The following is a 24,878-nucleotide window of genomic DNA, read 5'->3' on the forward strand; positions in this document are numbered from 1 at the left end:
CCCCTGCTCCCGCCGTCAGGTGGGAGCAGGGGCAGGGGAGGCGGGCCAGCAGCCCGTGCAACGGGCTTTGTAAGCGTAGTCCGGCCCTACTTAAGGTAGGGAAATAACAAGCTTACCGCCGAGGGTATCAAGGATGCGAAGGTTGGAGCCATGCTTCCCCATTCCTCTGCGCACGTTGCGTTCTCTGCGCCTTGGCGTTTGACTCTTTGCGCACGTTGCGTCCTCTGCGTCTTTGCGTTTACCCTTGGCGCCCTCTGCGGTGAGGTGATTGCTCTCACCCCACCACTCCCTCGGTCACTTTGAGGAAGATCTCTTCCAGATTGCTGGTTTGGGCAGCAAAATGGACAATCTCGACCTGATGGCCCACCAGCCGGGCCAGCAGCGCGCTGACCGCATGATCATCGCCGTCAATGTCCACCTCAATCCGTGGCGGGCCATCGTCGTTGAGCACCCGCACTGCCAGCACATGTTCGGCGGCAGCGGCTACCTCAGCCGCTGTCTGTGCATCGCTGATCACATGCGCCACAAAGGTGCGGTGCGGGCGCAACGAACGCATAATCGTTTCGACATCACCCGATGCCAGCAGCGTACCGCGCTCGATAATGCCGATATGGGTACACATCTCGGCCAGCTCGGTGAGGATGTGCGAGCTGATCATAATCGTCTTGCCCAACCGGCGCAACTCGCGCAACAGTTCGCGCAATTCCACCCGCGCGCGCGGGTCGAGCCCGCTGGCCGGTTCATCTAAAATCAGCAGTTGCGGGTCGTGGATAAGTGTGCGGGCCAGACTGAGCCGCTGTTTCATGCCGCGCGACAGTGACATCACATCACTATCCCGTTTGTGGCCGAGATCAACCAGCGCCAGCAGATCGTTGATCAGGGCGGGCCGGCGGGCCGGCGGCACATGGTAAGCGGCGGCAAAGAAGTCGAGGTACTCGGCGGCGGTCATGTTGTTGTAGAAGCCGAACGAGTCGGGCATAAACCCGACTGCGCGCCGCACCTCGGCGCGTTGATGCGTGACCGACAACCCCGCCACCCATGCTTCACCGCCTGATGGGCGCAGCAGGGTCGTCAAAATCCGCATGGTGGTCGTCTTGCCGGCGCCATTCGGGCCAATAAACCCGTACACGGCTCCCGCCGGGATCTGCAAGTTCAAATGGTTGAGGGCCAGATGCTCGCCGTAGTAGCGGGTCAGATTTTTCGTTTCGACGATAGCGGTCATAAGCGATTCCAATGCGCTAACGCAGCGCAATGATATACAACGTTTCGCCGCTGGCGGCCGCTGGTGCGCCATTGATCTGCACCACCGGCGCCGCCTGATCGCTCCACCCGATCAAGTAAATGTCATTGCCAAGCAGCGCCGGGCCGTTCATGAACGGATCGAAGCGATTTGACACGTACCAAAACAAGTTTTCCAGCACAAAGGTGCGGCTAAACAGACTGCCTTGCTCGGTGGGCATGAAATCGCGCAGAAAGTTATCACTGTCAATACTCAGATCGATCGGGACTTCAGCGCCGGGCGTCAGCGAGCCGATCCATTGCATGTCGTTCTGGTATACCACCATCGCATCTCGCAAGGGAATGGAGCTGGCGTTGGCGAGGGTTCCGCTCCAGCGTTGGCCATTCAGCCCGATTTGATGGCGGATTTGCACGGGACTGGTTGTGATCTGTTCGACGATCAAGGTGCGGAAGGCCGCCGCATCCAGCAAGAGGTCGGGCATAGCGAGCCCGGCATCGCTATGTTCGATCACGAGTCGCTCGTCCATCTGCAACGGCGCGACGAGGGCTGAATCGGCAAAGCTCAGGGTATAGCTTTGCCGTTGCGGCGCAAAGATGCCGGCAAAGGTCGTGGTCATCGCCTCGCCGCCGTTAGCGGCGTTTTGCACGATCGTCAATTGCAGCACTTGGGTTTGCGTGCCGCGCAGCGCAAAACTCATCCCGTACGACCCAGCCAGAAAGATGACAACAAGGAGCGGCGTTGTCACCCAAGCCCATTCTAACCGGTGCAGCCGGCGTAGGGCGAGGAAGTTGACTGGCCCGATCACGATGATATACACGCCGATCAAGGCCAGCAATGCCATAGTGGAAGGGAGCGGGAAGAGGCTGGTGTTTAAGCTGCTTTGCAACAGATCATTAAAGCCAAAGCGGAAGTTAGCGCCGATGTCGAGCCGTGGTTGCAGGTTGAGCACCGTTGCCCACAAGTTGCTCTCTCCCGGCCATGCCCGTAGTGCGGCGAGATCGAACGCGGCGAAGATGATCTTACCGGCGCCGATTGTCATTTGGCTGATCAAGCCATCGTTGGTCAGCGCCTGCGCATTGGGCCGGAGCGTCACCGTATGAGCGGTTAGTGAAGGCACAAAATTGCTGAGCCCGCTCAGCTTCGCCAGCCGTTCTAATTCGTTGGCCGGCACATCGCGGCGCAGCGGCCCTACTGTGACCGGCAAGACATCGGTGAACGCGCGGATCGCCGTCTCGCCACTGGCGCCGCCGCCGATTAGCAACGTGCCTCCTTGTTGCACCCAGAGGAGAATGGCGTCACGTTGGGCTGGTCGTAAATCAGTGGTCAATTCACGCACCGCAATTGCGTCGAACGAGCGAAGCAAGAGCGGATCATCAGCCAGCACGGCTGGATTGAGCGGCAAGATCACTGCGCGCTCGCCCGCGCCGAAATCGGCGATCGCAAGACTGCTCAGCACAGCCGGGTCGGCGCTGAGCAACCCGATCGTCAGCAGATCGTTGCTCAGTTGATTGAGATTGATCCGCTGGCGTAAGATCTCTTCCCCATCGGCGGTCGCGATGAGCTGGGCCGATCGGCCCGACTGCATCACCGGGAAGGTGATCTGCTTGCGCGCGCCGCCGGGCAGGTCAATCGCATACCGTTGGCTCATTACGGCATTGTTCAGATCGCGCCATTCAAGCGTTACCCGGCGATCAGGCCCGTCATTGGCGAGTGTGACCTGTACCGGAAACCATTGGTCGGTGCGGAAGGAACCCTCACCATCAATACCGGCCTTCAGCGAGATGGTAATCGGTGATGGCGATTGGGCAGCGACAGGGAACGGCGCTACCGACAGCGCCAACAGCAGGATCAAAAGAAGATGCCGGATCATGCAGACTTCTGCTCCTCGGTAGCGCGCGGTTGCTGATCGTCGTGGCTTGGTGGCGTCCCATTTCCTTGTGGTGGGAGCAGTTCAACTGTTGCGGTTGGCGATTGGCCGGCAGAAGCGGGCGCTGTCTCATTGCCCGCTGGTAAGAGTAATCTAGTTGTAGCGTCTGGCGCTGGTTCAATATGCGTGGCGCCATTGGGACGTGCAGGGAGGATTTCATTGTGCCGTTGTTGGGCCAGATGATAGTGTCGCAACAGTTCGAGCATATCATTCAGCGAGCGCTCTTTTTCAGCGCGCTTGAACATCACGTAGTAATCGTTAATCTTGGTGACGACATCACGTGGGTTAGGCACATGCGTAAAGGTAAATTTACCACCGCTGCCTGCCGTCTCAACCACCACGTTGCCATAGCCGAGCAGATTGCTGATAAAGGTCGTCTCAAATGAGACGTTCGTGATTGCGCCGAGACTGGCGGCGCGCCGATCTTCCGGGCCGATTGGTTTCTTCTCTACGTCGATGATGTTGGTGGGGGTGAGAATGTACATATCGTTGCGATAATCTTCCACTTCCCACACCGACCATGCCAGAAATGCGATCACGAGGGCAATACTCAGCACCGTCAGCCACACTGGCGGCAATAACCCCCAGCTCCCTAGCAACACGATCAGGATCCAGCCAATCAAGAGCATTACCAATGGCGGAAAGATGCCTTGCAACAAAAACAGCCAATGCTGGCGCCAGATGATCGTCTCTTTTTCGGCTTGCACTTCCGGGTTTGGCGGCAAGAGCCAGCTCAACCATTCCAAAATTGGCCGCATTTCCGGTAGCGGACGCATCACCTTGGGCGGTGGTTCGTTATACACCCGCGTTTCGATCATCTTCTCTAAATCGGCTTCGTTCCGTTTGCGCCGGTTTTCATTCACCTGCGCCATAATCCGGCGCTGCATCTCTTTCGGATTGCGCGCGCCGTGAAACACGATATTGCCGCCAATCCGGGCCGATTTCACTTCGATCGTGCCATATTTGAGCCAGTGTTGCGGGTAGGTCTTGGTCGCCGCCTGCACATCTTGGATTTCCTCGATGAAAATCTGCTGCTGGAAGCGCTGTTCGAGCAATTTGGGGATGAAGACCTGATCGTTATCATAGACTACGCGGCGGTTGGTGAGAATCAGCTCGTCGTTGAGCCAGTCGTAGATGACGAAGAAGCTGGAGAAGAGGCTTACCGTCGCTAACCCGATCAGCAGCAGGTTAAGCGGATCGAAGGCTTGGCCGAAGAAGCGACCGGGATCGATAAAGAAGATACGTCCGCCGTTGTAGCGGAAATAGATCAAAGCGAGCACGGCCAAATTGGCTGCCAGCAGCACCCGGCCCGGATTGGGGTCTTTGCCGCCGCGCACCCACAACGCTACCCAGAAGAGCATCAACACCGCTTGGATCAAGACCAGAATGATGTTGAAGACGTCGAAGCCGGTTGGCTCGCCGGTTTCAGTGACAAGAAAGCCGCCGCCGATTGCGCGGTAGATCGCAATGCCGCCAAACAAGCTAATTCCCAACAACGGGATAATCAGGCGTGACAGGAGGATCACCCAATGCCGGCCCGTCACGTAGAGAATCTGCTCATTTTCCGCCAGATCGAGGGCGGCATCGGCGTCTTCGTACAAAAGCTGGTCGATGAGATTGCCGAGCTTCACGGCGCTCTCCCCTTCTGCAACCCGTAGCGGGGCAAGTGCTTAATGCCCGCTCTCAAGCGCCTGTTCGCCATGCACAAACTGGCGCAGCACCCATGCTACCTCTTCATCGGGCGATAACCCATCGTTTACCAACACAATCGCATCGGCAGCCGGTTGCGACACGTGAGCATCGAGCGCGTCACGTTCGGCCAAGGCCGCGGCAATCTGTTCGAGCGGCAGCTCGATATTGCGGCGGCGCAGATCGGCCAAACGCCGGCGGGCCCGTTCGGTCAGCGACGCCTGTAGGTAAATCTTGAGATCAGCGTCGGGCATGACCACCGTGCCGATGTCGCGCCCGACCATCACCACTCGCCCGCGGTGGCCAATGATCTGTTGTTGGCGCACCATCTCGCGCCGCACCGCCGGGAAGCGGGCCGCGCGCGAGACGATCCGTTCCACTTCCGGCGTGCGAATCGCCCACGTCACGTCCTCGCCATCAATCAGCACCGTGTATTGCCTCCCGTCGGCGACGGTTGGCGGGATCACATCAATGACCAGCCGGTGCGCCAATTCCGTCAGCGCCGTTTCGTCATCAGGGTCGGTGCCGGCGCGCAGCGCAGCCAATGCCAATGCGCGATACATCACGCCGGTATCGAAATACAGATAGCCGAGCGCATTGGCCAACAATGCGCCGAGCGTGCTCTTGCCTGCGGCTGAGGGGCCGTCGATTGCGATGGTTTGTGGTACACGCATGGCTTCATTGTAGCATGTCAGCGGTGATTTTGTGGCTACTCCCACTCGATCGTTGCCGGCGGTTTGGACGAAATGTCGTACACGACCCGATTAACACCTTCGACCTCATTGACGATCCGGCTGCTAACGTGGGCCAGCAGTTCGTACGGCAAGCGCGCCCAATCCGCCGTCATATAGTCTTCGGTCGTGATGGCCCGCAGCGCAATTGTTACCCCGTAGGTGCGGCCATCACCCATGACGCCGACGCTCTGCACCGGCAGCAGCACGGCGAACGCTTGCTGGGTGGCGCGATAATAGCCGCTCGTGCGCAGTTCATCGAGGAAAATCTTGTCGGCTTGGCGCAAGATCTCCAACCGCTCCCACGTCACCGCGCCGATAATCCGTACCGCCAAGCCGGGGCCGGGGAAGGGATGCCGCCAGACCCACTCTTCGGGCAGGCCGAGCTGTAAGCCAGCGGCACGCACTTCGTCCTTAAACAGGTAGCGCAGCGGTTCGACCAGTTTCAACTGCATATCAGCGGGCAACCCGCCGACATTGTGGTGGGTCTTGATCTTGGCCGCCTTGGGCCGGTCAGGCGCGGTCGACTCGATTACATCGGGGTAGAGGGTGCCTTGGGCAAGGAACTCGACCCCTTCCAGCGCGCGCGCTTCGCGCTCGAAGATGCGGATAAACTTCTCGCCGATGATCTTGCGCTTTTGTTCAGGATCGACGACCCCCTCCAGCGCCGCCAGAAACTCTTCGCGGGCATCGACCGCGATCAGCGGCACGTGGAAATGTTCGCGGAAGGTGCTGATCACCTGTCCGGCTTCACCGGCGCGCAAAAGACCGTTATCCACGAACACGCAGGTTAACCGGTCGCCGATCGCGCGATGGATAATCAGTGCCGCTACTGCCGAATCGACCCCGCCAGAGAGGGCGCAGATCACGCGCCCGTGCGGGCCGACCTGCTCGCGCACCCGCTCGACCGCTTCGGCCACGAAACTGCCCGGCTGCCATTCGGGTTGGGCGCCGCACAGTTTGGCAAAGTTGGTCAGCAACGCCCGCCCGTACACGGTATGCACCACTTCAGGATGGAATTGGACGCCATACCAGCGTCGTTGATCATCGGCAATCGCGGCAAATGGCGTCGCCGGGTTCGCGGCGATCGGGTTAAACCCGGCGGGCAACTGCTCGATCCGGTCGCCGTGACTCATCCAAACCGGCTGCTCGGTGGGAGTATCAGCGAAGAGCGGGTGCGGTTGGGTGACGGTAATCATCGCCGGGCCGTACTCGCGTCCGGCTGGCCGGTTGACGACCCCGCCGAGGGTGTGGCTGATCAACTGCATGCCGTAGCAGATGCCAAAGACTGGCAGATTGCTTTCAGCCAGCCATGCCGGCAAGGTAGGCGCATCCGGTTCGTAGACGCTAGCCGGCCCGCCGCTCAGCACGATCCCAACCGGGTTAAGGGCGCGCACCTGCGCTTCGGGCGCATCGTGCGGCAACAATTCGCTGTAATAACCCAATTCGCGCAGCCGGCGCACGATTAATTGCGCCGTTTGCGAACCAAAATCGAGCACGGGTATGCTGTGTGTGGTCATGGTATACCTTATGCTGGTAGGGTGTGATTGGTGATGAGCCATCAATATGCGAAAGGGCGCAGCAACCTGCGCCCCTCTCGCGTCGCTATCGGCATTATAACAAACTTTCGTCTTAGCCGGTTGAGACGAGGCGCAGGCGCGAATGGAACGCGGGGACGGGGGTGGTAATTGGTTCGCCAACCGCACGCGCCCCTTCTTGAGCAAGTTCGGCAAAAATGGCTGTATCGACAACCGAGTTATCGCCGCCGTAGGGGTTTGGCGCATACCCGTCGGCATTCCAGTCGTTATGCCATTCGTTGTCATTAATCAAATAGCGGTACTGGTAGGTGCGACCGGCTTCGAGGTCGAGCGTGATCATCCAGCCATGTTCAGTGGCGCGCAACGGGGTAGCGCGGCGATCCCAACCGTTAAAATCGCCGACGAGGTAAATGGTGTCGGCCCACAATGCTGAGGGCAATGAAAAAGTAACGCGCACTTTTCCGGCAGGGCCGAGACGTTTCGTGATCATGGCCAAACTCCTTTGTCGGGCCCTTAGTCTGACAACATTGTCACAGTTTACTTACCATTATAGCATAGCAGCCACGGTGAGTCGAGGGGAAGATTGCTGATTCAATGCCAACGATTGTTTGCCGGCTAAGCGGAGGAATGCCGGCCCGCTTAATGATTCGCGGTCGATGGCAGTTCGGCGATGACAGTCTGGTTGCGCCCGTTCTGCTTGGCCTGATAGAGCGCCAAATCGGCCCGTTGCACCAGTTGTTCAAGCGTCTCGCCGGAAGTATATGCACTGATGCCGGCGCTAAACTTGATGGCTAGATGTTCGTTGTTGACGGTTACCGGAGTGTTAAGCGCCTTGGTTCTGACCCGTTCTACGAATTGGCGGGCTTGCTGCTGATTGGTTACCGGCAACAGCAAAATGACCTCTTCGCCGCCCCAGCGGGCGAAGAGGTCGGACGCGCGCTTTTCCGCTATCCAACTGGCTGCAAAACAGGCTAACGCGTTGTTGCCAGTATCGTGACCGAACTGATCGTTGATCGCTTTGAAATGATCAATGTCAATCAAAACCAACGCCAGATCATGCCCATAGCGTTGGGCGCGAGCCAGTTCGCTATTGGCGAGACGAACAAATTCGCGCCGGTTAAACACCCCAGTGAGAGGGTCATAATTGGCAAAATGCTGCAATTGGGCTTGCAAACGCTTGAAGTCGGTAATCTCGCGTCATACGATTAAACGTCCGCTCCGCCGCTGGCGTCGATCGTAAATCTGGGTCACGTGCAGGTCGAGCCCGCTCCCCGTTCGTTCAAGGGTGATTTCGAGACGCTGGTCGTGATCGAGCGGAAGCTGTTGCAATGAGATCAGTAATTGATCGCGCAGTTGGTTGAGCGAGGCGCCGATCTCGGCGTGCGGCAACCATCGTTTCCCCGCCGGGTTGATGTCAACAATCCGGTTGTAAGCATCAAGTACTAATACGCCATCTTTCATCTGATCGATTACCAAACTGCGCGCTATCGGTATAACATCGAACAGGCGATAGCAGTAGAGGGCATACGCAAAGAGGATGCTCGCGATTGAGAAGGCAAACGGCGTGTTATCGGCTCCCGGCAACGGATTGAGGCCGGCGACGAAGATAATGCTGTTGGCCCATGTGATGGTAAAGCTCAGCAAGACGATCAGAATCTGCTTGCGGAAGATGCCGTTGGTCCGCGCATAACCGGCGACCAGAATGATCATGCTGCGCAATAAGCGCAGGTACGAATAGATGCCATTGCACCAGAACAATATGCTGCCGCGTAAGATCACGCCTTAATAATTGGCGCGCAACCCGGCAAAAAAGCGGTTGTGCCACGGGTCAGTCCATAATGCCAGCAAGGTGATGGTTGGCTCAATCGCCATGACGAGCAAGAAGGGCCAGCGCAGCAGCCGCGAGCTCTCGAACAGGCCGCTGATCTGCATCGCAAAGATGAGGACGAGGGTTGGCGCGCTGACGACGCCAAGGTAGGTCACATCAACCCAGAATTGGTCATTGGCGCTGGCGCGTCAATCCAATACAACGCGTATGTGGTGTCCCACCAACTTAGCGCCACGAGCAACAATCCCGGCGCGATCGCTCCTAGCGATTGGCGTAGGAACAGGAAAATCTGTAACGCCAAGATCAGGCACATCATCCCGAACACAAACAGCGCTGTGCCATACCAGAGCACTAGGGGAACTAAGGTGTCAGTTGTTAGGAAGGAACGCTCCAGCACGGGCTGACTCCTTTACAGGGGATACGTAATGATTGGGAGCACCGAGGTAACGTGACTTGTCGGATATGTAGCCTCTATCATACCGCAGCTTGGGTGGATGTGGGGGGTGAACTGATGCACGCGGGATGGTGGAACTGTAAATGTGAATGCGGCAGTTTCACTGCCGCACTCCGTACGAGTTCGCTCACGCTGGATACACCGGCGTACACCAGTGGCGATATGCGCCGATCCGCCCGCGCACCACGTCGGCGTACAAATTGACCAGCATTGTGCCGATCGGGCCGATCACGCCAGCGCCAATCGGGCGGCGATCGATCTCGATAATTGGTTTGATCTCGGCGCCGGTGCCGCAGAAGAAGGCTTCATCGGCGACGTAGAGTTCGGTGCGGTCGATCGGCGCTTCCCGCACTGGAATGCCCAACTGGTTGCGGGCCAATTCCATCACCACCTGCCGGGTAATGCCTTCGAGGATGTCGCCGCTGGTCGGCGGCGTGATCAGCACGCCATTGCGGACGATGAACAAGTTGGCTGCTGAGGCCTCGGCCACGTGGCCGTCGTTGCTCAGCACGATCGCTTCATCATAGCCATTAAGCAGCGCCTCGCTCTTGGCCAGCGCCGAATTGAGGTACGAGCCGCAGGCTTTGGCCCGCGAAGGAATGATGTTGTCGTCGATCCGCCGCCACGACGAGATGCATGCTCTGATGGCCGAGCCGGCTAGATATTGGCCGAAGCCAACGGCGAACATGGTGAAGCTGTCAGTCAGATTGTGCATCTGCACCGCAATCGCCGGATCGCTCTTGTAGAGCAAGGGCCGGATGTAGACATCTTCGCGGAACTCTTCGCGCCGCAACAGATCAATGGTAATTTGGCACAGTTCATCAACACTGTACGGCAATTTCATCAACAAAATGCGGGCCGAGCGGTGCAGCCGCTCCATGTGTTCGCGCAAGCAAAAGACGTAGAGCTGCTGGCGGTCGGGGTTCCAGTAGCCGCGAATGCCTTCAAAACAGCCGGTGCCATAATTGAGCGCGTTAGTCATCACGCTGACCTGCGCTTGCTCGATTGGCACGATTTCTCCGTTAAAAAAAGCGAAACGGTTATTGGGCACGATAGTTGTCCTTTCTAGGCCGGCAAGGTGTGGTGCTATTGTAAAACATCGACGCCGCTACACGGCACCGTGCGGCAGGATGGATCTACCCTGTTACCGCTGTTGCGCCCCAACCAGATGGGCAGTGGCGCGGCGCTGTTGCAAGTAGTTGCCGAGGATCATCAGGCCAATGGCGCTAGCCAACCCGATGTAGGCGAAGGCGATCCACGGCAGAGCCGGCGCTTGGAGGGTATTGGCGAGGTCTACCAGCAAGCCGCCGCTGAAATTGCCCAAACCGCCGCCGACGGCCAAGGCCAGCGCGTTGACGCCAAAGTATGAACCGAGCGCACGCGGGTCAGCCAGCGCCGCCGTAACGCTCTGCTGCGCTGGGGTTGCGAGCAGCGTACCGATGGTAAAGACCACAACGCAGCCGATCAAGAACGGGAACGAATCAGCTAGCGCCACCATGCCCAGCCCCAACGCCATCAGTGCGATGCCAAGGATGAGAATGCTGAGCGGGCGTAGCCATCGTTCCATAAATCCAATCACCGGCAGTTGCAACGCCACCGTCATACCGGCGTTGACGCCGTAGATCCAGCGCACCGCATCGCCGGCGTTGGCCAGCCGTTCGCCAGCCAGTGGCAAGCTGATGGTCAGTTGCACCCACATAAACCAAAAACCCATCAGCAGGGCCGTGAAAATGAGGAAGGGCCGGTCGCACAACGCCAGCCCCAAGCCGAAGCCGAGGCGGCTGCGGTCGGTGGCCGTCTCAATCGGGGGCAAGAGCAAACTAATCGCGCCGATCAGGGCGAAACAGGCTGCCGCGGCTAGCGCCACAGTGCTGAAGCCGAAATCGAGCAGCAGCGATCCCACAAAAGGGCCGATCACCATCCCCAACCCGCCGCCAACTCCGTTAATCGAAAAGGCCCGCGCCCGCTCATCTTCGGTGGTGAGGGCAGCGATCCCGGCCCGGCTCGGCGCTTCAAACAGCGCGCCGCCCAACGCCGAGAGCAGCATAGCGAAAAACAGCAGCGGTGGCGTGGTGGCAAATGCAAGGCTGGCAAAACCGGCGGCGCGCACCAAGACGCCGGCAGTGATCAAGCCGCGCCCGCCAAACCGATCCGAGAGCACGCCGCCGCCAACGCTGACCCCCTGCTGCACCAATTGGCGTAACGCCAGTGCTATGCCGACCGTTACCGCAGCAAAGCCGAGCGTTTGCACGTAATACACTGACACCAGCGGGATGACCATGAAGAAGCCGGCGTACATCATGAAGTTGATGACGATCAAGAGAATCAAGCCCCGGTAACGGGCGGCGCGCGAGAGGGTCATGGCGTCTAACTTTCTGATCCGTCAACGAATCTCGGTCTACAGTACCATAGCCGGTTGCGGTTTGCGATCAATCGTTAGTTGGATTGTGGCGTTTCTTGCGTTTGGCTGAGTATGGAGTGCGGCAGTATCATTGCCGCATCGGGCGCGGGAACAGAGGTGAGTAACTTAAAGACGCCGCGGCTTTTAACGAAAAGGCGCAGTAGCGCCGGACGGCTGCCTAGCTCCGCAGAGGGCGCAAAGGGGTTTTTGTCATCGCGCCTCCCCTGTGCAGGCAGGAGTAGAGGTGGGTGTAATCCCTTCAACGCGGAGGTGACGCACACTCATGTCATTGCGAGGGGGTGCGTAGCCCCCGAAGCAATCTCCTCCTTTGGTGGAAAGGGTGCCGCTCCCGTGCTCGCAGGGGATTGCTTCGCTCCGCTGCGCTACGCTCGCAATGACAAGCGGAAAGCGGGGGCGGGGCGTGCCCGCTTGTCATTGCGAGGGAGTGGCGACACCCGCTAGCGAGGTGTCGCCCGACCGAAGCAATCCCCCCTTCAGCGGAAAGAATGCCTCTCCCTCTGCGTCCTCGGCGGTAAAACAACCATCCACACCTCCCTACTCCCTACTTCCCACTCCCTCTGCACACACCACCGCTACCGGCCCGCTCGGCATCTGCGTCAACACCACCACCAACGCCCGCCAGCCCTTCCCGCTCAGTTGGCGCGCCAGCGCATCGGTATCGAGCGGCGAACCGCGCTTTTTGACCGTCACCGGGCCGGCGTCGAGGTCGCGCAGCAATGCGCGTAGCCGTTTGAGTTGGAACGGAAGCCACGTGATCACTGGCCATACGCGGGCGAATGGCGTCGGGCGATAGACCGGGGCGGTGAGGTAAGCAATATCGGGCGCGAGTTGGGCCGCACCGAGTTCGGCGGCCAAGGCGGCCACCAAGCCGGCGCGAATCACCGCCGGGTCCGGTTCGTAGAGGATGGCCAGCGGCGCGCTCAACGGCGGCGGCGATACGGCGGCGTCAGCCATGGTTGCTGTTGCGCCATCGCTGCGCAGCACTGTCGCTCGCCGGTCGGTCGTCGCCAACGGCCCGCACCAAAGCACGGCTTCTTTCAGTTCGCCATCAAGCGAAACAAACTCCACCTCGGCATCAACGGGCAGGTGAGCCAGATCAATCCCCGGCGCCAGTTTCACCGCTAGCGCCGCAGTCTGTTGCTGCCAACCCAGCACGTGACTGAGCGGCGGCTGGAACGATTCGGGATTGAACACCCGCCGGTTGCCGGCGCGGCGGGCCGGATCGCAAAACAACGCCGGCGCCGGTGGCGGCGGTTCACGTAACAGATCGCGTTCAAGGAACGTTACCCGTTCGCTTAGCCCTAGGGCTGCAATGTTTGCCTGCGCCAGAGCCAGCCGCGCCGGATCGCGATCAACGGCCATCACTTGCGCGCCGGTGGCGGCCAGTGCAATCGTGTCGCCGCCAATGCCGCAACCCAGATCAGCCACCAACCCAGCGTGTGCTAGGCGGGTGGCGCGGTGGGTCGCTACCGGCGCCGCCGATGCCTGCTCAAGCGCCTCGCGGGTAAAGAGCATGCGATCGGCATGGGGAAACTTCGCCGCTGCCTTGCGCCGCAACAGTGCCTGCTCAACCGCTGCCCGCGCCCGTTCGGCGGGCAGATAGCGGCGTAGCCGGTTCAGTTCGGCCAAGACATCGCTCTCCCGCAAGTTACGCCCGGCCAGCTCAGCTAAGAGCGCCGCGCCTTCGGCTGAACGCAGCCAGTTGATGAGGTCGAGATCCATAGCGTGATGGCGTTCATGCATTGCTTGCCCGCAACTTCTCGCGTTGCGCTGCGTAGTATATCCCAAACCTACGGTAAGCGCAGTACAATGAACAAGCGAGATCAAATACTCTCTGGGGAGGTTTTGTGATGCGCAGGATTAGCTGGCTCATCCTTGTTGCTTTTGTGTTGGCGGCTTGTACCACTCCAACCAGCCAATCGCCAACCGCTACCGTTGCCCCGCCGTCTACGGCAGCGCCGGCCACCAATACCCCGGCGCCAGCGCCGAGCGAACCAACGCCGGTGACTGGTGCATTGACGCCGGAAGCGGTTGCATCAGGTATTCAAAAAGCGCTTGATAGCTATGTCGAGGCCTACAACACCAACAACGTTGAACTGCTCCGGTCAGTTGTTGACCAGACTAACGCCCCCTTCCGGCGCTTAGTCGAAGAGCGCTTCAACACGTTTCAAGAGTCGTCCTTCAGCGGTTCGCGGTTTCGCGGCATGAGAGTGCTCGCGGTTAATCAACGCGAGCACGGCTTCTGGCAGGCAGCGATCGATGATGGAGGCTACCGGCGTGACATTCTCTTCCGCCAGATGGAGGATGGGCGCTGGGTGATGAGCGAGCCGACCGAAGAGCAGCTCGGCGCGAAGATCAAGATTGACAACGAGTATTTCACCCTCAATACCTACGAATGGTCGGCGGAGGTGAATGAGGTAATCGAGGATATGGTGCTGCGGGCGCGCCAGCAGGTGATCGATACTCTTGGCCGCACACCTGAAAACAAGTTCAACGTCTATTTACGCCCGATCTTCGGTATTACGCCGCCGGTCAATCCCAACTCGCTGGCGTGGTATTCAGCCGGTTCGCGTCCGCGTAACGACCGGATCGATATCTTTGCCCCCTTCTCGTATGCCTTCGGTTTCTACGATCCGCAGGCCGGTTGGGAGGAGGATTTGTACGGCACGATTGTGCATGAGCTGACCCACTGGGCCTATACCCGCGCCTTTGCTCAAGAGTACCGGATCACCGACTGGATGAGCGAAGGGTTGGCCGAGTATGTCTCGAACAATCCGCGTCGCAATGCGGTGAGCGCGGCGGTGCGCATGGGCCGGATCATCCCGCTGGTTGATCCGAACGGCGGCGTGCGCCCGCAAGATATGGATCACATGACGACGCTCGAAGTTGATCGGAGTCTTGCCTATGGGTTTGCCTACTCGTTGGTGGCCTATATCGTTGAGACGCAAGGCGGGCTTGATGGCTTCTGGCGTTTTGCCGCGGCAGTGCGCGATACGCCGGGCACCGGGATCGAGTTTTACGATAAAGCGTTGCAGAAGGCGTTTGGCATGACCTACGCCGAATTTGATGCCGGCTGGCGGCAGTGGCTGCAAGAAAATTATTGACAGACGGACGGCTGTCCGTCGCCATGATGGAAAACAAACCGCAACAGCGACCCCAACGGGGAAGGGGCAAGGGGTGAGGGCGACGCGGTGCATCGTTGCGCCATATCACCCGGCCCTCAGGGGCCGGGCTACGGTTACGAAGCCCGCTGCGCGGGCTGGCTGCCGCGGCGCTGAACGGGTGTGGTCATGTCCTGTTATAGTTAGGAGCCTGTTGTCATTGCGAGGGCGCGTAGGGTCAGCGCGCCGCGCTGCCCGCGCGCCCGCAGCAATCTCCTCGTAGCCCCCTGCCCAGCCTGCCTCTGCTGGGGGGAGGGGTCGGACGCCTCTCCCCCAGCGGGGGAGGGGTTAGGGGTGGGGGCAAGACCGATACCGCTGCGGGCGGGGAAGCTGCGCGGTTTGCGGGAACGGTGTCGTAGAGCGCGATACAGCAGCACCCCGCTCCCACTGGCGTGGGAACAGGGCTGGGGGTGAGGGGGGCTTTCCTGTTGTCATTGCTTCGGTTGGGCGGCTCCCAGCATGGCTGGGAGCCGCCCGACCAAAGCAATCTCCTGCTTTAGCGGGAAGGATGCCGGCACGGCTGAATAGTACTCCCCTCTCCCGCGCCAGTGGGAGAGGGGCAGGGGGTGAGGGCTACCCCTCCCCCAGCGGGGGAGGGGCAAGGAGTGGGGGCAACACCGACCCCACAACGTCAGACGTAGCGACGGACGTCTGTCCGTCTCCATCATTGAAAAAAAGGAGCAACCTATATGCCAGCGCCGCGCCTGATTCTGCCCGGATTGTACGAGCTGGCGTTGCCAATCCCGCTGGGATCGGTCAATGTCTTTTTCATGTTGACGGCTGGAGGCGTGACCTTGATCGATACCGGCTACCCCGATCGCGGCGCCGGGGTGTTGGCTGGATTGGCTGCGCTGGGGCGCCAGCCAGAGGATGTGCAGCACATTATTATCACCCATCACCACATTGATCACGCGGGGAATATTGCGGCGTTGCAAGCGCGCACTGGCGCAGCGGTGTGGATGCACCCGCTCGATGCTGAGCAGGTCGGGCAAGGGCAGGCGCTTCGGCCAACCGCGCATAGCGCCGATGGTTGGTTTAACCGGCTGGCGTTTGGCGTGGGTAAGTTGCTGATGCCAGCCAAGATCACGCCGGCTCGCGTTGATCGCCTCGCCACCGATGGCGCGGTGATTCCAGTCGCTGGCGGTCTCGAAGTGATCCACATTCCCGGCCATAGCGCCGGACAGATCGGGTTGCGCTGGCCGGCGCAGCAGGTGCTCTTCGCCGCCGATGCGGTGATGTATCGCGGCAAGGGCTTGCAGTCACCGATCGTACTCGAAGATAAAACGGCGGCGGCCCACAGTCTAGCCCGGCTCGATCGCTGCCAGTTTACGACCCTCTGCTTTGGTCATGGCCCGGCCCTGAGCGAGAATGCGGCAACCGTCTTTCATCGTTATGCGGCGGTGCAAGCGGGATAACTGAGCGTCGTGGCGCCCGCTTGCCTCACGCCTCATTTCACGGTACCATAGCGCCATACCGGCAACGCATGCCATCACCGTACAAGGAGGTACGTTATGACTCGCACCATCCGCGCGCCACGCGGTACGACCTTGACCTGCGCTAATTGGCAGATCGAGGCGGCGTACCGTATGATCCAGAATAACCTCGACCCCGATGTAGCGTTTGACCCTGATAACTTGATCGTCTATGGCGGGCGCGGGCGCGCGGCCCGCAATTGGGAATGCTTTGACGCCATCCTCGCTACGTTGCGCCGGCTCAAACCCGACGAGACGCTGCTCGTGCAGTCGGGCAAGCCGGTCGCTGTGTTTCGCACCCACCCCGATGCGCCGCGGGTGTTGCTGGCCAATTCTAATCTGGTGCCGGCATGGGCGACGCAGGCCAATTTCGATCGCTGGGAGGCAGCTGGGCTGACAATGTATGGCCAGATGACGGCGGGGAGTTGGATCTATATCGGTACGCAGGGCATTTTGCAAGGCACCTACGAGACCTTCGGCGCGCTGGCTCGCTCGGCAGGTTGGGGGACGCTGCGCGGCAAGCTGGTGGTGACGGCTGGCTTGGGCGAGATGGGTGGCGCGCAACCGCTGGCGGTGACGCTGAATGAAGGCGTATTGATTGCCGTTGAGATCGATCGCTGGCGAGCTGAGCGCCGGCTGCGTTTGCGGCAGGTTGATCGGCTGAGCGATGATCTCGAAGAGGCGATGACGTGGGCCGAAGAGGCCCGCGCTGCCGGTAAGCCGCTCTCAATTGCGCTGATCGGCAACGCCAGCGAGGTGTTGCCCGACATGCTCCGCCGGGGTGTCACCCCCGATGTGGCGACCGACCAGACCAGCGCTCACGATGTGCGTTATGGCTATATTCCCGCCGGCTTGTCGCTGGCCAAGGCTGCCGCATTGCGCGAACGCGATCCCGCCGAATACGACCGCCGCGCTATGGCTTCGATGGCCGAGCACGTGCGCGTGTTGCTTGAATGGCAGCGGCGCGGTTGCATTGTGTTTGATTACGGCAATAATCTGCGCCAGCGCGCCTTTGATGCCGGCGTGAGCGATGCCTTTAGCTATCCCGGTTTCGTGCCGGCCTACATTCGCCCGCTCTTCTGTGAAGGGAAGGGGCCGTTCCGCTGGGTGGCTCTCTCTGGCGACCCCGAAGATATCTACGTGACCGACCGCGCAATCAGTGAGTTATTTCCCCACGACGAGCATCTTGGCCGCTGGTTGCGGCTGGCCCGCGACTACGTGGCGTTTCAGGGCCTGCCTGCACGGATCTGCTGGCTCGGTTATGGCGAGCGGGCTAAAGCTGGTTTGCTGCTTAACGATCTGGTTGCCAGCGGCGCCGTGAAAGCGCCGATTGTGATCGGGCGCGACCATCTCGATGCCGGCTCGGTGGCGAGTCCCAACCGCGAAACCGAAGGTATGCGCGACGGTTCCGATGCGATCGCCGATTGGCCGTTGCTCAACGCATTGATCAACGCGGTTGGCGGGGCAACGTGGGTTAGCATCCATCACGGCGGCGGGGTGGGGATTGGCTACAGCATCCACGCCGGGCAGGTGATTGTGGCCGACGGCACGCCCGCAGCGGCCTGCCGGATCGAGCGGGTGTTGACGACCGATCCCGGCATGGGGGTGGTGCGCCACGCCGACGCCGGCTATCCGGAAGCGATTGCCTTCGCCCGCCGTCATGGGATTGATATGCCGATGCTCGCGCCATAGTCGATGTGGCGCCCGCTTTTTTGAGGAACATCATGGAACCCTGCGACCTGCTCATCCATTCCGCCGCGCAGGTTGTTACCTGCGCCGGCTCTCCCGGCCCACGCCGGGGTGTGGCTATGCGCGAGCTCGGCATTATCAATGATGGCGCAGTGGCGATCCGCGGCACGACGATTATTGCCGTGGGGTCGAGCGCCGAACTGCGCCGCCGGTTTCATCCGGCCCGTGAGATCAATGCTCGTGACCGCGCCGTCTGCCCCGGTCTGGTCGATTGCCATACCCATATCGTCTATGCTGGCGATCGGGTGGCCGAGTTTGAACAACGCTGCGCTGGCGCGACCTACCAAGAGATTATGGCTGCTGGCGGCGGGATTCTGCGCACGATGCGCCTCACCCGCGCCGCCACGACCGCCGAGTTGGTTGAGGCGACGCTACCCCGCCTGAATCAGATGATGCGCCTCGGTACCACGACCGCCGAAGTCAAAACCGGCTATGGTCTCGCACGCGATGCCGAGCTGCGCCAGTTGGCGGCGATCGCGTTGCTAGCCGTTGCCCAACCGGTCGAACTCGTGCCGACCTTCTTGCCGGCTCACGCGGTGCCGCCGGAGTTTGCCGGACGAGCGGGTGCCTATGTCGATCTCGTGATTGAAGAGATGTTGCCCCTCGCCCGCGACTGGTATCGCGTTTCATCGTTTGCCACCCGCGGTATCCCGCTCTTCGCCGATGTCTTCTGCGAGCGCGGCGCGTTCGATGTGGCCCAAAGCCGGCGGGTGTTGGCCGCGGCGCAGGCGCTCGGATTTCTGCTCAAGGCGCACGTTGACGAGTTCGTCGAGTTGGGTGGGTTGGCAATGGCGCTCGAACTTGGCGCAACCTCGGTTGATCATCTTGACGTAACAAGTTCGGTGATGTTCCCGGCGTTAGCCGCGAGCGCTACGGTCGGCGTCTTGTTGCCGTTGGTCTCGCTCAACCTCGGCCTGAGCCACTTTGCCGCTGCCCGCCAGATGATCGACGCCGGCGTCGCCGTGGCGCTCAGCACCGACGCCAACCCCGGTTCGGCGCCGTCGCTGTCATTGCCGTTGACGATGGCGATCGCCTGCCGCTACATGCGCATGCTCCCCGCCGAGGCATTGCTAGCGACGACAGTCAACGCCGCGCATGCGATCGGCTTGGGCGGGCGGGTTGGCGCAATCATGCCGGGTATGCAGGCCGATCTCTTGGTGCTGGCCGAAGCGGATTATCGCTGGTTGATGTACGAATTGGGCGGGTCACCGGTTGAGCGAGTGATCAAGCGCGGGCAGGTCGTGGTCGGGGAGAGTGAGTAATCTGCTGCCGCGCGCAATGATTGGCGGGCAGGCATGTCATTGCGAGGGCGCGTCGCGCCCGCAGCAATCTCCCGCTTCAGCGGGAAGGATGCTGGAACAAACTGAATAAGACTCCCCTCTCCTGCGCCAGTGGGAGAGGGGCTGGGGGTGAGGGCCACGATGAATCATGCGGCCCGCGCTCCCAAGTGTTTGTATGAACGACCGAGGTGTTATGAACGACATTCTTCTCGACGGCGCCAGCCTGACGATCGAACAGGTAGTGGCAGTGGCCTATGGCCAACCCGGCGCGCCGGCGGTGCGCTTGGCGCCATCTGCCCGTGAACGGGTGGAACGGGCGGCGCAGGCGGTGCAAGACCTGCTGGCGCGTGGGGTGGTGGCGTATGGCATTACCACTGGCTTCGGCGCGTTTAAGGATCGGGTGATTGCGCCTGAGCAGGTTGAGCAGTTGCAGTACAACATTCTGGTGAGCCACGCGGTGGGGGTGGGGCCGGTCTTCGATATTCCGACCACCCGCGCCATTATGCTGATCCGGGCTAACACCCTCGCCCGCGGCCATTCGGGTGTCCGCCTAGAGACGCTCGAACGCTTGATCGATCTGCTCAACGTCGGGCTGCATCCTCGTATCCCCAGTAAAGGCTCGCTCGGCGCGAGCGGTGATTTAGCGCCGTTGGCTCACATGGCGCTGCCGCTGATTGGGTTGGGCGAGGTTGAATGGCAGGGTGAGGTGATGCCAGCCGCCGCTGCGCTCAAACGGCTCGGTTGGCAGCCGCTCACACTGGCGGCCAAAGAGGGTTTGGCCTTGACGAACGGTACCGCAGTAATGTGCGCGCTCGGCGTGCTCGAAACTGCGCGCGCCGAGTTGCTCAATGCCACTGCCGATATTGCTAGCTGTCTCAGCCTTGAAGCGCTCTACGGCACGCCGGCGGCTTTTGATGAGCGTCTGCATGCGTTGCGTCCGTTCCCCCGCCAGATCGAGTGCGCGGCGCACTTGCGCCAGTTGCTGGCCGGCAGCGAATTTGTCCGCAATAACGACCCGCGCCACGTGCAAGACGCCTACACCTTGCGCTGCATTCCACAGGTGCATGGCGCGATACGCGACGCGATCGCTTATGCGCGGTGGGTGTTTGAGATCGAATTGAACGCCGTCACTGATAATCCGTTGCTCTTTGTGGACGATGATGGTACGGTTGAGGTGATCTCCGGCGGGAATTTTCATGGCGAGCCGCTAGCAATTGCACTCGATTATTTGGGGTTGGCAGTCGCCGAGTTGGGCAATATCGCCGAACGGCGGCTGATGCGGCTGACCGACGAAGCCTCGAATACGCATGTCTTGCCGGCTTTTCTCACCCGCGCCGGCGGTCTCAATTCTGGCTTTATGATCGTGCAGTATACGGCGGCGGCGCTGGCGACCGAAAACAAAGTACTGGCCCATCCGGCCAGCGTTGATAGCATTCCTACCTCGGCCAACGTCGAAGATCACGTCAGCATGGGCCTGACCGCCGGCCTCAAACTGCGCGCGATTCTCGATAATGTCAGCCAGATTTTGGCGCTGGAGCTGTTTGCCGCGGCGCAAGGCATCGACTTTCGCCGCCAAGAGCTGGGGACGCAAGCCCGGCTGGGGCGCGGCACCGGCCCGGTCTACGAGCTGATCCGCCGCCACGTGCCGTTTGTTGCCGCGGATACGCTGCTGCATCCCTACATCACCGCCATCAGCGAACTGGTCGCGCAGGGCCGGATCGTGGCTGCTGCGCAGCAGGGCGGGTGAGCAAATAACGACTTGCAACTTGCAGGGAGATGCGGTTTGGAGTGTGGCAGTTCAACTGCCGCACTCCTCCCTCCGATCCCTTCTGGAACCGAATTCAACGCCATTGACCGCGCTCTTGCGCCACACCGGCGGTTAGCAGGGCGGACAGAACGCATACGCACAGATGTAGTTGATGACTTTGGGAAGCGCCGGTGTACTCGCATCTTCAGCCCCTCCCACGAACGCAGGAGCGGGGAGGCCTATTCAGTCCGTGCCGGCATCGTTCCCGCTGAAGCAGGGGATTGCTTCGGGCGCGCGGGCAGCGCGCTGCGCTGCCCCTACGCGCCCTCGCAATGACATGAGGGCACGCATCATAACCGCCATGCCTTGATCGCTACCCAGCGGCTCCCCCCTCCCGCCGCGCGGTGGGAGAAGCGGGAGGGGGTGAAGACATTAGCCCGCGCAGCAGGGCAGGTGAGCGTTGGGGCTTGTATCGTGCGCTGATGGTGACGAGACGGCAGCTGTCTTGCTACGACGGCTGCCTTGTATAAGCCCAGCGTGCTGCTGAAAGAGAACGGGTAGCTAAACGAGCTATCAAGCCGGCGCCGATCCTGCAATACATTGGCTCGCCCATTCAACCACATACCGGGCAAGCGCAACCGCAGCCGCATGCTCTTGCTCGGTCACCGGCTCTGCTACGCTGGGGTAGCGAGCTTGATGCGCAAAAATAGTCAGCGTCGCTGCTTCGTATACCTCTGGCGGTATCGCAAGACCGTTGCGGTGCAAGCCGGCTAATAACTCTTTGATATCGTGAGTGTACTGAAAATGCCAGCGGTAAGGTTGGTAGACAGCTTTAATCGCTTTCTCCGCCGCTTGTCGAGCATGAAAACATAAATCTTCGTAAACGCCGTCTGGAGGCAGCGTCATGCTCGCAATAGCTAGACTCGGATCGCGCGCGGCGCAGCCACTCTGCGGGTTCACCGGGAATAGGGCTATCCCTTGGCGGCATAGAGTTCTTTCCCTTCACGCAGCGCCGGATACAACACGAGTGATGGGTTATCGCCGTAGCGTTCGATGTCACTCTCAGTAACAACAATGAGATCTTTCGCTATGCCAAAAGCTGTAAATCTCGGTACAGAGGTTGCGCTGTCTGCCGGCGATGGACGCCATCAGGCATAACGATGAGGATATCAACATCACTGCCGGCATGCATTTGGCCGCGCGCCGCCGATCCAAACAGGATGATGCGGCGCGGGTGGACGATGGCAACAATCTGCTGCACGAGATCATGCAGCATACGATCAAGATCAACCGGCGGATTGCTCATAGCATTCGGGTTGAAACGTAGCCTTGCCTAACTCGATCATACCACCAACCGGCCCCCGTTCACAATTACCCGATCATCGGCGCGCAGACTGGCGGCGGTGGTGGTGAAGTCAATCGCGAGCGACGAAACATTCACCCCGCCGAGATACCGGTTTTCACCCAACGAGACGCGGATCGCCCCCTGAATGTGCCGGTCAACCAGCGGCCAGCCAATCGGCTGGCGCAAGTGCGGGTTGATCCCGATCCCGATCGCGCCGATCCGGCCCGACTCACCGCTGTGTTGGGCAAAGAGCGCAGCGAGCTGTTCGCCGCCGCTGGCCGCTTCGATGCGGGTAAGGCGGCCATTGTGAAATTGGAGATGGGCGGCACGCGCTGGGCCGGCCACCGGCAGGAAGAGATCGCCCTCGGCGCTCTCCTCAACGATCGTGGTGTAGAGCAAGCCAGCCGGCACGTTGCTCACAATCGCTCCCGCAGTTCCGCCGGTCGTTTCCAGCCGGCCCGCATCGCGCAGCCATGGCCGCTCGCCATGCTGCACGCGTAGCTCGTACCCTAGCCCGCTAGTGATGGTGATGGTCTTGGCCGTCGCTAGCGCGCTCTGCACCCGCTCGCTGGCCGCAACCAACACTGCCGGATCAACCAGCAGCGCCGGCATCACACGTGGTTCCAAGTCTTCGTGGCTGAGGCCGAGCTGGGCCGCTTTGCCGATGGTCGGAATGGCGGCGATCACCTGCGGGATGCGGCGTTCGCGCCGGATCACTTCGAGCTGGTTGTACGTAGTCGTAAACGCGCGCAAAGCTGCTTCCGGCGCGCGGCGCAGATCGGGTTGCGCGCCGATCAACGCCAGCGAGCGATCTACCTGCTGTAGCCACTCCATCCGCCGCCGGTCGCGGCTAGCGAGGATATCTGGCGAGGTTGTCGCCAGCAACCGTTCGACATGCTGCGCCGGCAGAATAGCGACCAGCGGCTCAGCGCCGATGCTTTCCAAGGCGAGCAAGACGGCGTGCAGCAGGCGTTGATTGCCCGCCTCATCGCGCACCTCGACTAATTCGCCGCGCTGCGCACCGAGCGCATCAACTAGCCGCGCTGCCAGTTGATTCCACAAACTCTCGGCCATGGCTGATCTCCTTACATCAACGGAATGTACTGGTAATTCGCCGGCACAAAGAAGCTGCCTTCGGTGACGCCTTGCGGCGCGCTCTGCCGCCAGCGCCGGCCTAATTCGGCGGCGTCGATCTGCTGGTTGAGATAGGCGCGGAACGCTTCGGTGACAGCGGTGATCTGCGCTGCCGATTCATGCACGAATTCGAGCCGGTAATGGGCAATGCCGGCGGCGCGCCAGCGGTCGAGGTATTTGCTCGCCTCTTGCGCTTCAGCACCGAACACGGTATTGCGGCAGCCGACGTCGGCGATCACCGGGTGGGCGCGGCCATGGGAGTCGCGCAACGCCACCCGGTGCCGTTCGCACGGGCGGCCACAATCTTTGTAGCTGGCGCCGTTCGACAAGAAGCGGCAGAAGACGCAGTGTTCGGTATGGAAGACGGGCAGGTGGTGGTAGGCGATCGCTTCCAACCGGCTGCCGCCGATCCGCTCGGCCAGATGCGCGATCTGGTCGGCGTTGAGATCGTGTGTCAGGGTGAGCCGTTGCAAGCCTAGTCCTAACAGCAAATCGGTGGTGAGAATGTTCGCTGCATTCAGACTGAAATCGCCGGTCAACTCCACTGCCGGATCGTCGCGCAACATTTCGAGCAGACCGGTCGAGCGCACCAAGAGCGGCGCGTCGAGTTTGCGCAAGAAGCGCACCACCCGCTCGTCTTCCGGCTTGAGCACACGCGGCGCGGCGATGCGAGCGGCGATGCCGGCGGCGCGCACTTGCGCCAGCGCCGGCTTCAGCCCTTCCAAATCGAGGTAGTCGAGCGTAATGCTGGCTGGCTGCAGCGCAATTGCCGCTGCGAGCTGGTCAGGCGAGCGGATGAGCAGATGGAGGTGAGTAATGTCCGGAGGCGCTGCCGGCGCCACGGCGGCCAGCAACTCGGCGAGCGCGCGCATCGGGTCGTGGATGGTGATGGCTGTCGGTTGGCCTTGCAGTTCGGCGAGGGCGGCGGTAGCTTGCCGGCGCAACTGGTTGAGCAGCGAAACCGGCGCGAACGGGTTGCCCTCGATCACGGCAGCCAGTTCGGCTAACTGGTAGGACGTGTCACCCAAGCGGCCCAACTGGTCGCGCAGCGTCGCTTCATCGAGCGGGCGGTTTTGGGCGGTCGTCAGCGGTTCCGCACTCTGCACCACAACAGTGAGGTCTGGCCGGTCAACCAGCGTCCAGCGCAGTTTGAGCGGCGCG

General features: G+C 60.9%; 20 protein-coding genes and 1 pseudogene. 5 read left to right on the forward strand and 16 right to left on the reverse strand.

The features are described from left to right. Positions 1–274: 274 nt before the first annotated feature. From U9R81_RS02140 to U9R81_RS02195, 12 genes and pseudogenes are all read right to left on the reverse strand, one after another. On the reverse strand, positions 275–1,222 hold the full coding sequence (locus U9R81_RS02140) for an ABC transporter ATP-binding protein (RefSeq protein ID WP_322493888.1): 948 nt from the start codon (positions 1,220–1,222) through the stop codon (positions 275–277). Between the two features lie 16 nt (positions 1,223–1,238). After that, on the reverse strand, positions 1,239–3,110 hold the full coding sequence (locus U9R81_RS02145) for a hypothetical protein (RefSeq protein WP_322493889.1): 1,872 nt from the start codon (positions 3,108–3,110) through the stop codon (positions 1,239–1,241). After that, positions 3,107–4,798 (reverse strand): PH domain-containing protein, encoded by a 1,692-nt coding sequence (locus U9R81_RS02150; protein ID WP_322493890.1) that lies wholly within the window; start codon positions 4,796–4,798, stop codon positions 3,107–3,109. The genes U9R81_RS02145 and U9R81_RS02150 overlap by 4 nt, the downstream gene beginning before the upstream one ends. A gap of 39 nt (positions 4,799–4,837) precedes the next feature. Next, positions 4,838–5,530: a (d)CMP kinase gene (gene cmk, locus U9R81_RS02155; RefSeq protein WP_322493891.1), complete on the reverse strand. Its 693-nt coding sequence runs from the start codon at positions 5,528–5,530 to the stop codon at positions 4,838–4,840. 35 nt (positions 5,531–5,565) lie between these two features. Continuing rightward, positions 5,566–7,107, reverse strand: coding sequence for a glutamine-hydrolyzing GMP synthase (gene guaA / locus U9R81_RS02160; protein WP_322493892.1), 1,542 nt, complete (start codon positions 7,105–7,107; stop codon positions 5,566–5,568). A 112-nt stretch (positions 7,108–7,219) separates the two neighbouring features. Then, entirely contained in the window at positions 7,220–7,615 is a 396-nt protein-coding gene (locus tag U9R81_RS02165) for an isoamylase early set domain-containing protein (protein WP_322493893.1), read from the reverse strand. A gap of 149 nt (positions 7,616–7,764) precedes the next feature. After that, positions 7,765–8,298, reverse strand: a complete 534-nt coding sequence (locus U9R81_RS02170; RefSeq protein ID WP_322493894.1) for a GGDEF domain-containing protein — start codon at positions 8,296–8,298, stop codon at positions 7,765–7,767. 24 nt (positions 8,299–8,322) lie between these two features. Further along, positions 8,323–9,108: pseudogene (locus U9R81_RS02175) on the reverse strand (histidine kinase N-terminal 7TM domain-containing protein). Continuing rightward, positions 9,105–9,350, reverse strand: coding sequence for a hypothetical protein (locus U9R81_RS02180; protein WP_322493895.1), 246 nt, complete (start codon positions 9,348–9,350; stop codon positions 9,105–9,107). The pseudogene U9R81_RS02175 and the gene U9R81_RS02180 overlap by 4 nt, the downstream one beginning before the upstream one ends. A 184-nt stretch (positions 9,351–9,534) precedes the next feature. Further along, positions 9,535–10,458, reverse strand: a complete 924-nt coding sequence (locus U9R81_RS02185; RefSeq protein WP_322493896.1) for a branched-chain amino acid transaminase — start codon at positions 10,456–10,458, stop codon at positions 9,535–9,537. 93 nt (positions 10,459–10,551) lie between these two features. Beyond that, on the reverse strand, positions 10,552–11,769 hold the full coding sequence (locus U9R81_RS02190) for an MFS transporter (protein ID WP_322493897.1): 1,218 nt from the start codon (positions 11,767–11,769) through the stop codon (positions 10,552–10,554). A gap of 594 nt (positions 11,770–12,363) precedes the next feature. Further along, entirely contained in the window at positions 12,364–13,551 is a 1,188-nt protein-coding gene (locus tag U9R81_RS02195; protein WP_322493898.1) for a THUMP-like domain-containing protein, read from the reverse strand. A 128-nt stretch (positions 13,552–13,679) separates the two neighbouring features. Between U9R81_RS02195 and U9R81_RS02200 the strand changes: the two genes are divergently transcribed. The 5 genes from U9R81_RS02200 (at position 13,680) to hutH (ending at position 21,238) form a co-directional block, all read left to right on the forward strand. Then, entirely contained in the window at positions 13,680–14,933 is a 1,254-nt protein-coding gene (locus tag U9R81_RS02200; protein ID WP_322493899.1) for a hypothetical protein, read from the forward strand. 746 nt (positions 14,934–15,679) lie between these two features. Beyond that, the gene (locus tag U9R81_RS02205; protein ID WP_322493900.1) at positions 15,680–16,405 is read left to right on the forward strand and encodes an MBL fold metallo-hydrolase; all 726 of its coding nucleotides are present in this window, start codon (positions 15,680–15,682) and stop codon (positions 16,403–16,405) included. 96 nt (positions 16,406–16,501) lie between these two features. Beyond that, on the forward strand, positions 16,502–18,154 hold the full coding sequence (hutU, locus tag U9R81_RS02210; RefSeq protein WP_322493901.1) for a urocanate hydratase: 1,653 nt from the start codon (positions 16,502–16,504) through the stop codon (positions 18,152–18,154). 32 nt (positions 18,155–18,186) lie between these two features. Continuing rightward, complete coding sequence (hutI, locus tag U9R81_RS02215; RefSeq protein WP_322493902.1) at positions 18,187–19,473, forward strand: imidazolonepropionase; 1,287 nt, start codon at positions 18,187–18,189, stop codon at positions 19,471–19,473. Between the two features lie 211 nt (positions 19,474–19,684). Beyond that, positions 19,685–21,238, forward strand: coding sequence for a histidine ammonia-lyase (gene hutH / locus U9R81_RS02220; RefSeq protein WP_322493903.1), 1,554 nt, complete (start codon positions 19,685–19,687; stop codon positions 21,236–21,238). Positions 21,239–21,811: 573 nt separating this feature from the next. On the opposite strand, the gene U9R81_RS02225 is transcribed toward hutH, so the two are convergent. From U9R81_RS02225 to U9R81_RS02240, 4 genes are all read right to left on the reverse strand, one after another. After that, positions 21,812–22,144: a HEPN domain-containing protein gene (locus U9R81_RS02225; RefSeq protein ID WP_322493904.1), complete on the reverse strand. Its 333-nt coding sequence runs from the start codon at positions 22,142–22,144 to the stop codon at positions 21,812–21,814. A 181-nt stretch (positions 22,145–22,325) separates the two neighbouring features. Next, positions 22,326–22,544: a nucleotidyltransferase domain-containing protein gene (locus tag U9R81_RS02230; RefSeq protein WP_322493905.1), complete on the reverse strand. Its 219-nt coding sequence runs from the start codon at positions 22,542–22,544 to the stop codon at positions 22,326–22,328. 36 nt (positions 22,545–22,580) lie between these two features. Next, positions 22,581–23,657, reverse strand: coding sequence for a leucyl aminopeptidase (locus tag U9R81_RS02235; protein WP_322493906.1), 1,077 nt, complete (start codon positions 23,655–23,657; stop codon positions 22,581–22,583). 11 nt (positions 23,658–23,668) lie between these two features. Further along, the coding region (locus U9R81_RS02240) for a DUF3656 domain-containing U32 family peptidase (RefSeq protein ID WP_322493907.1) at positions 23,669–24,878 on the reverse strand (1,210 nt) is incomplete at its 5' end.

The organism is Chloroflexus sp., from assembly GCF_034435895.1.
Taxonomy (GTDB): domain Bacteria; phylum Chloroflexota; class Chloroflexia; order Chloroflexales; family Chloroflexaceae; genus Chloroflexus.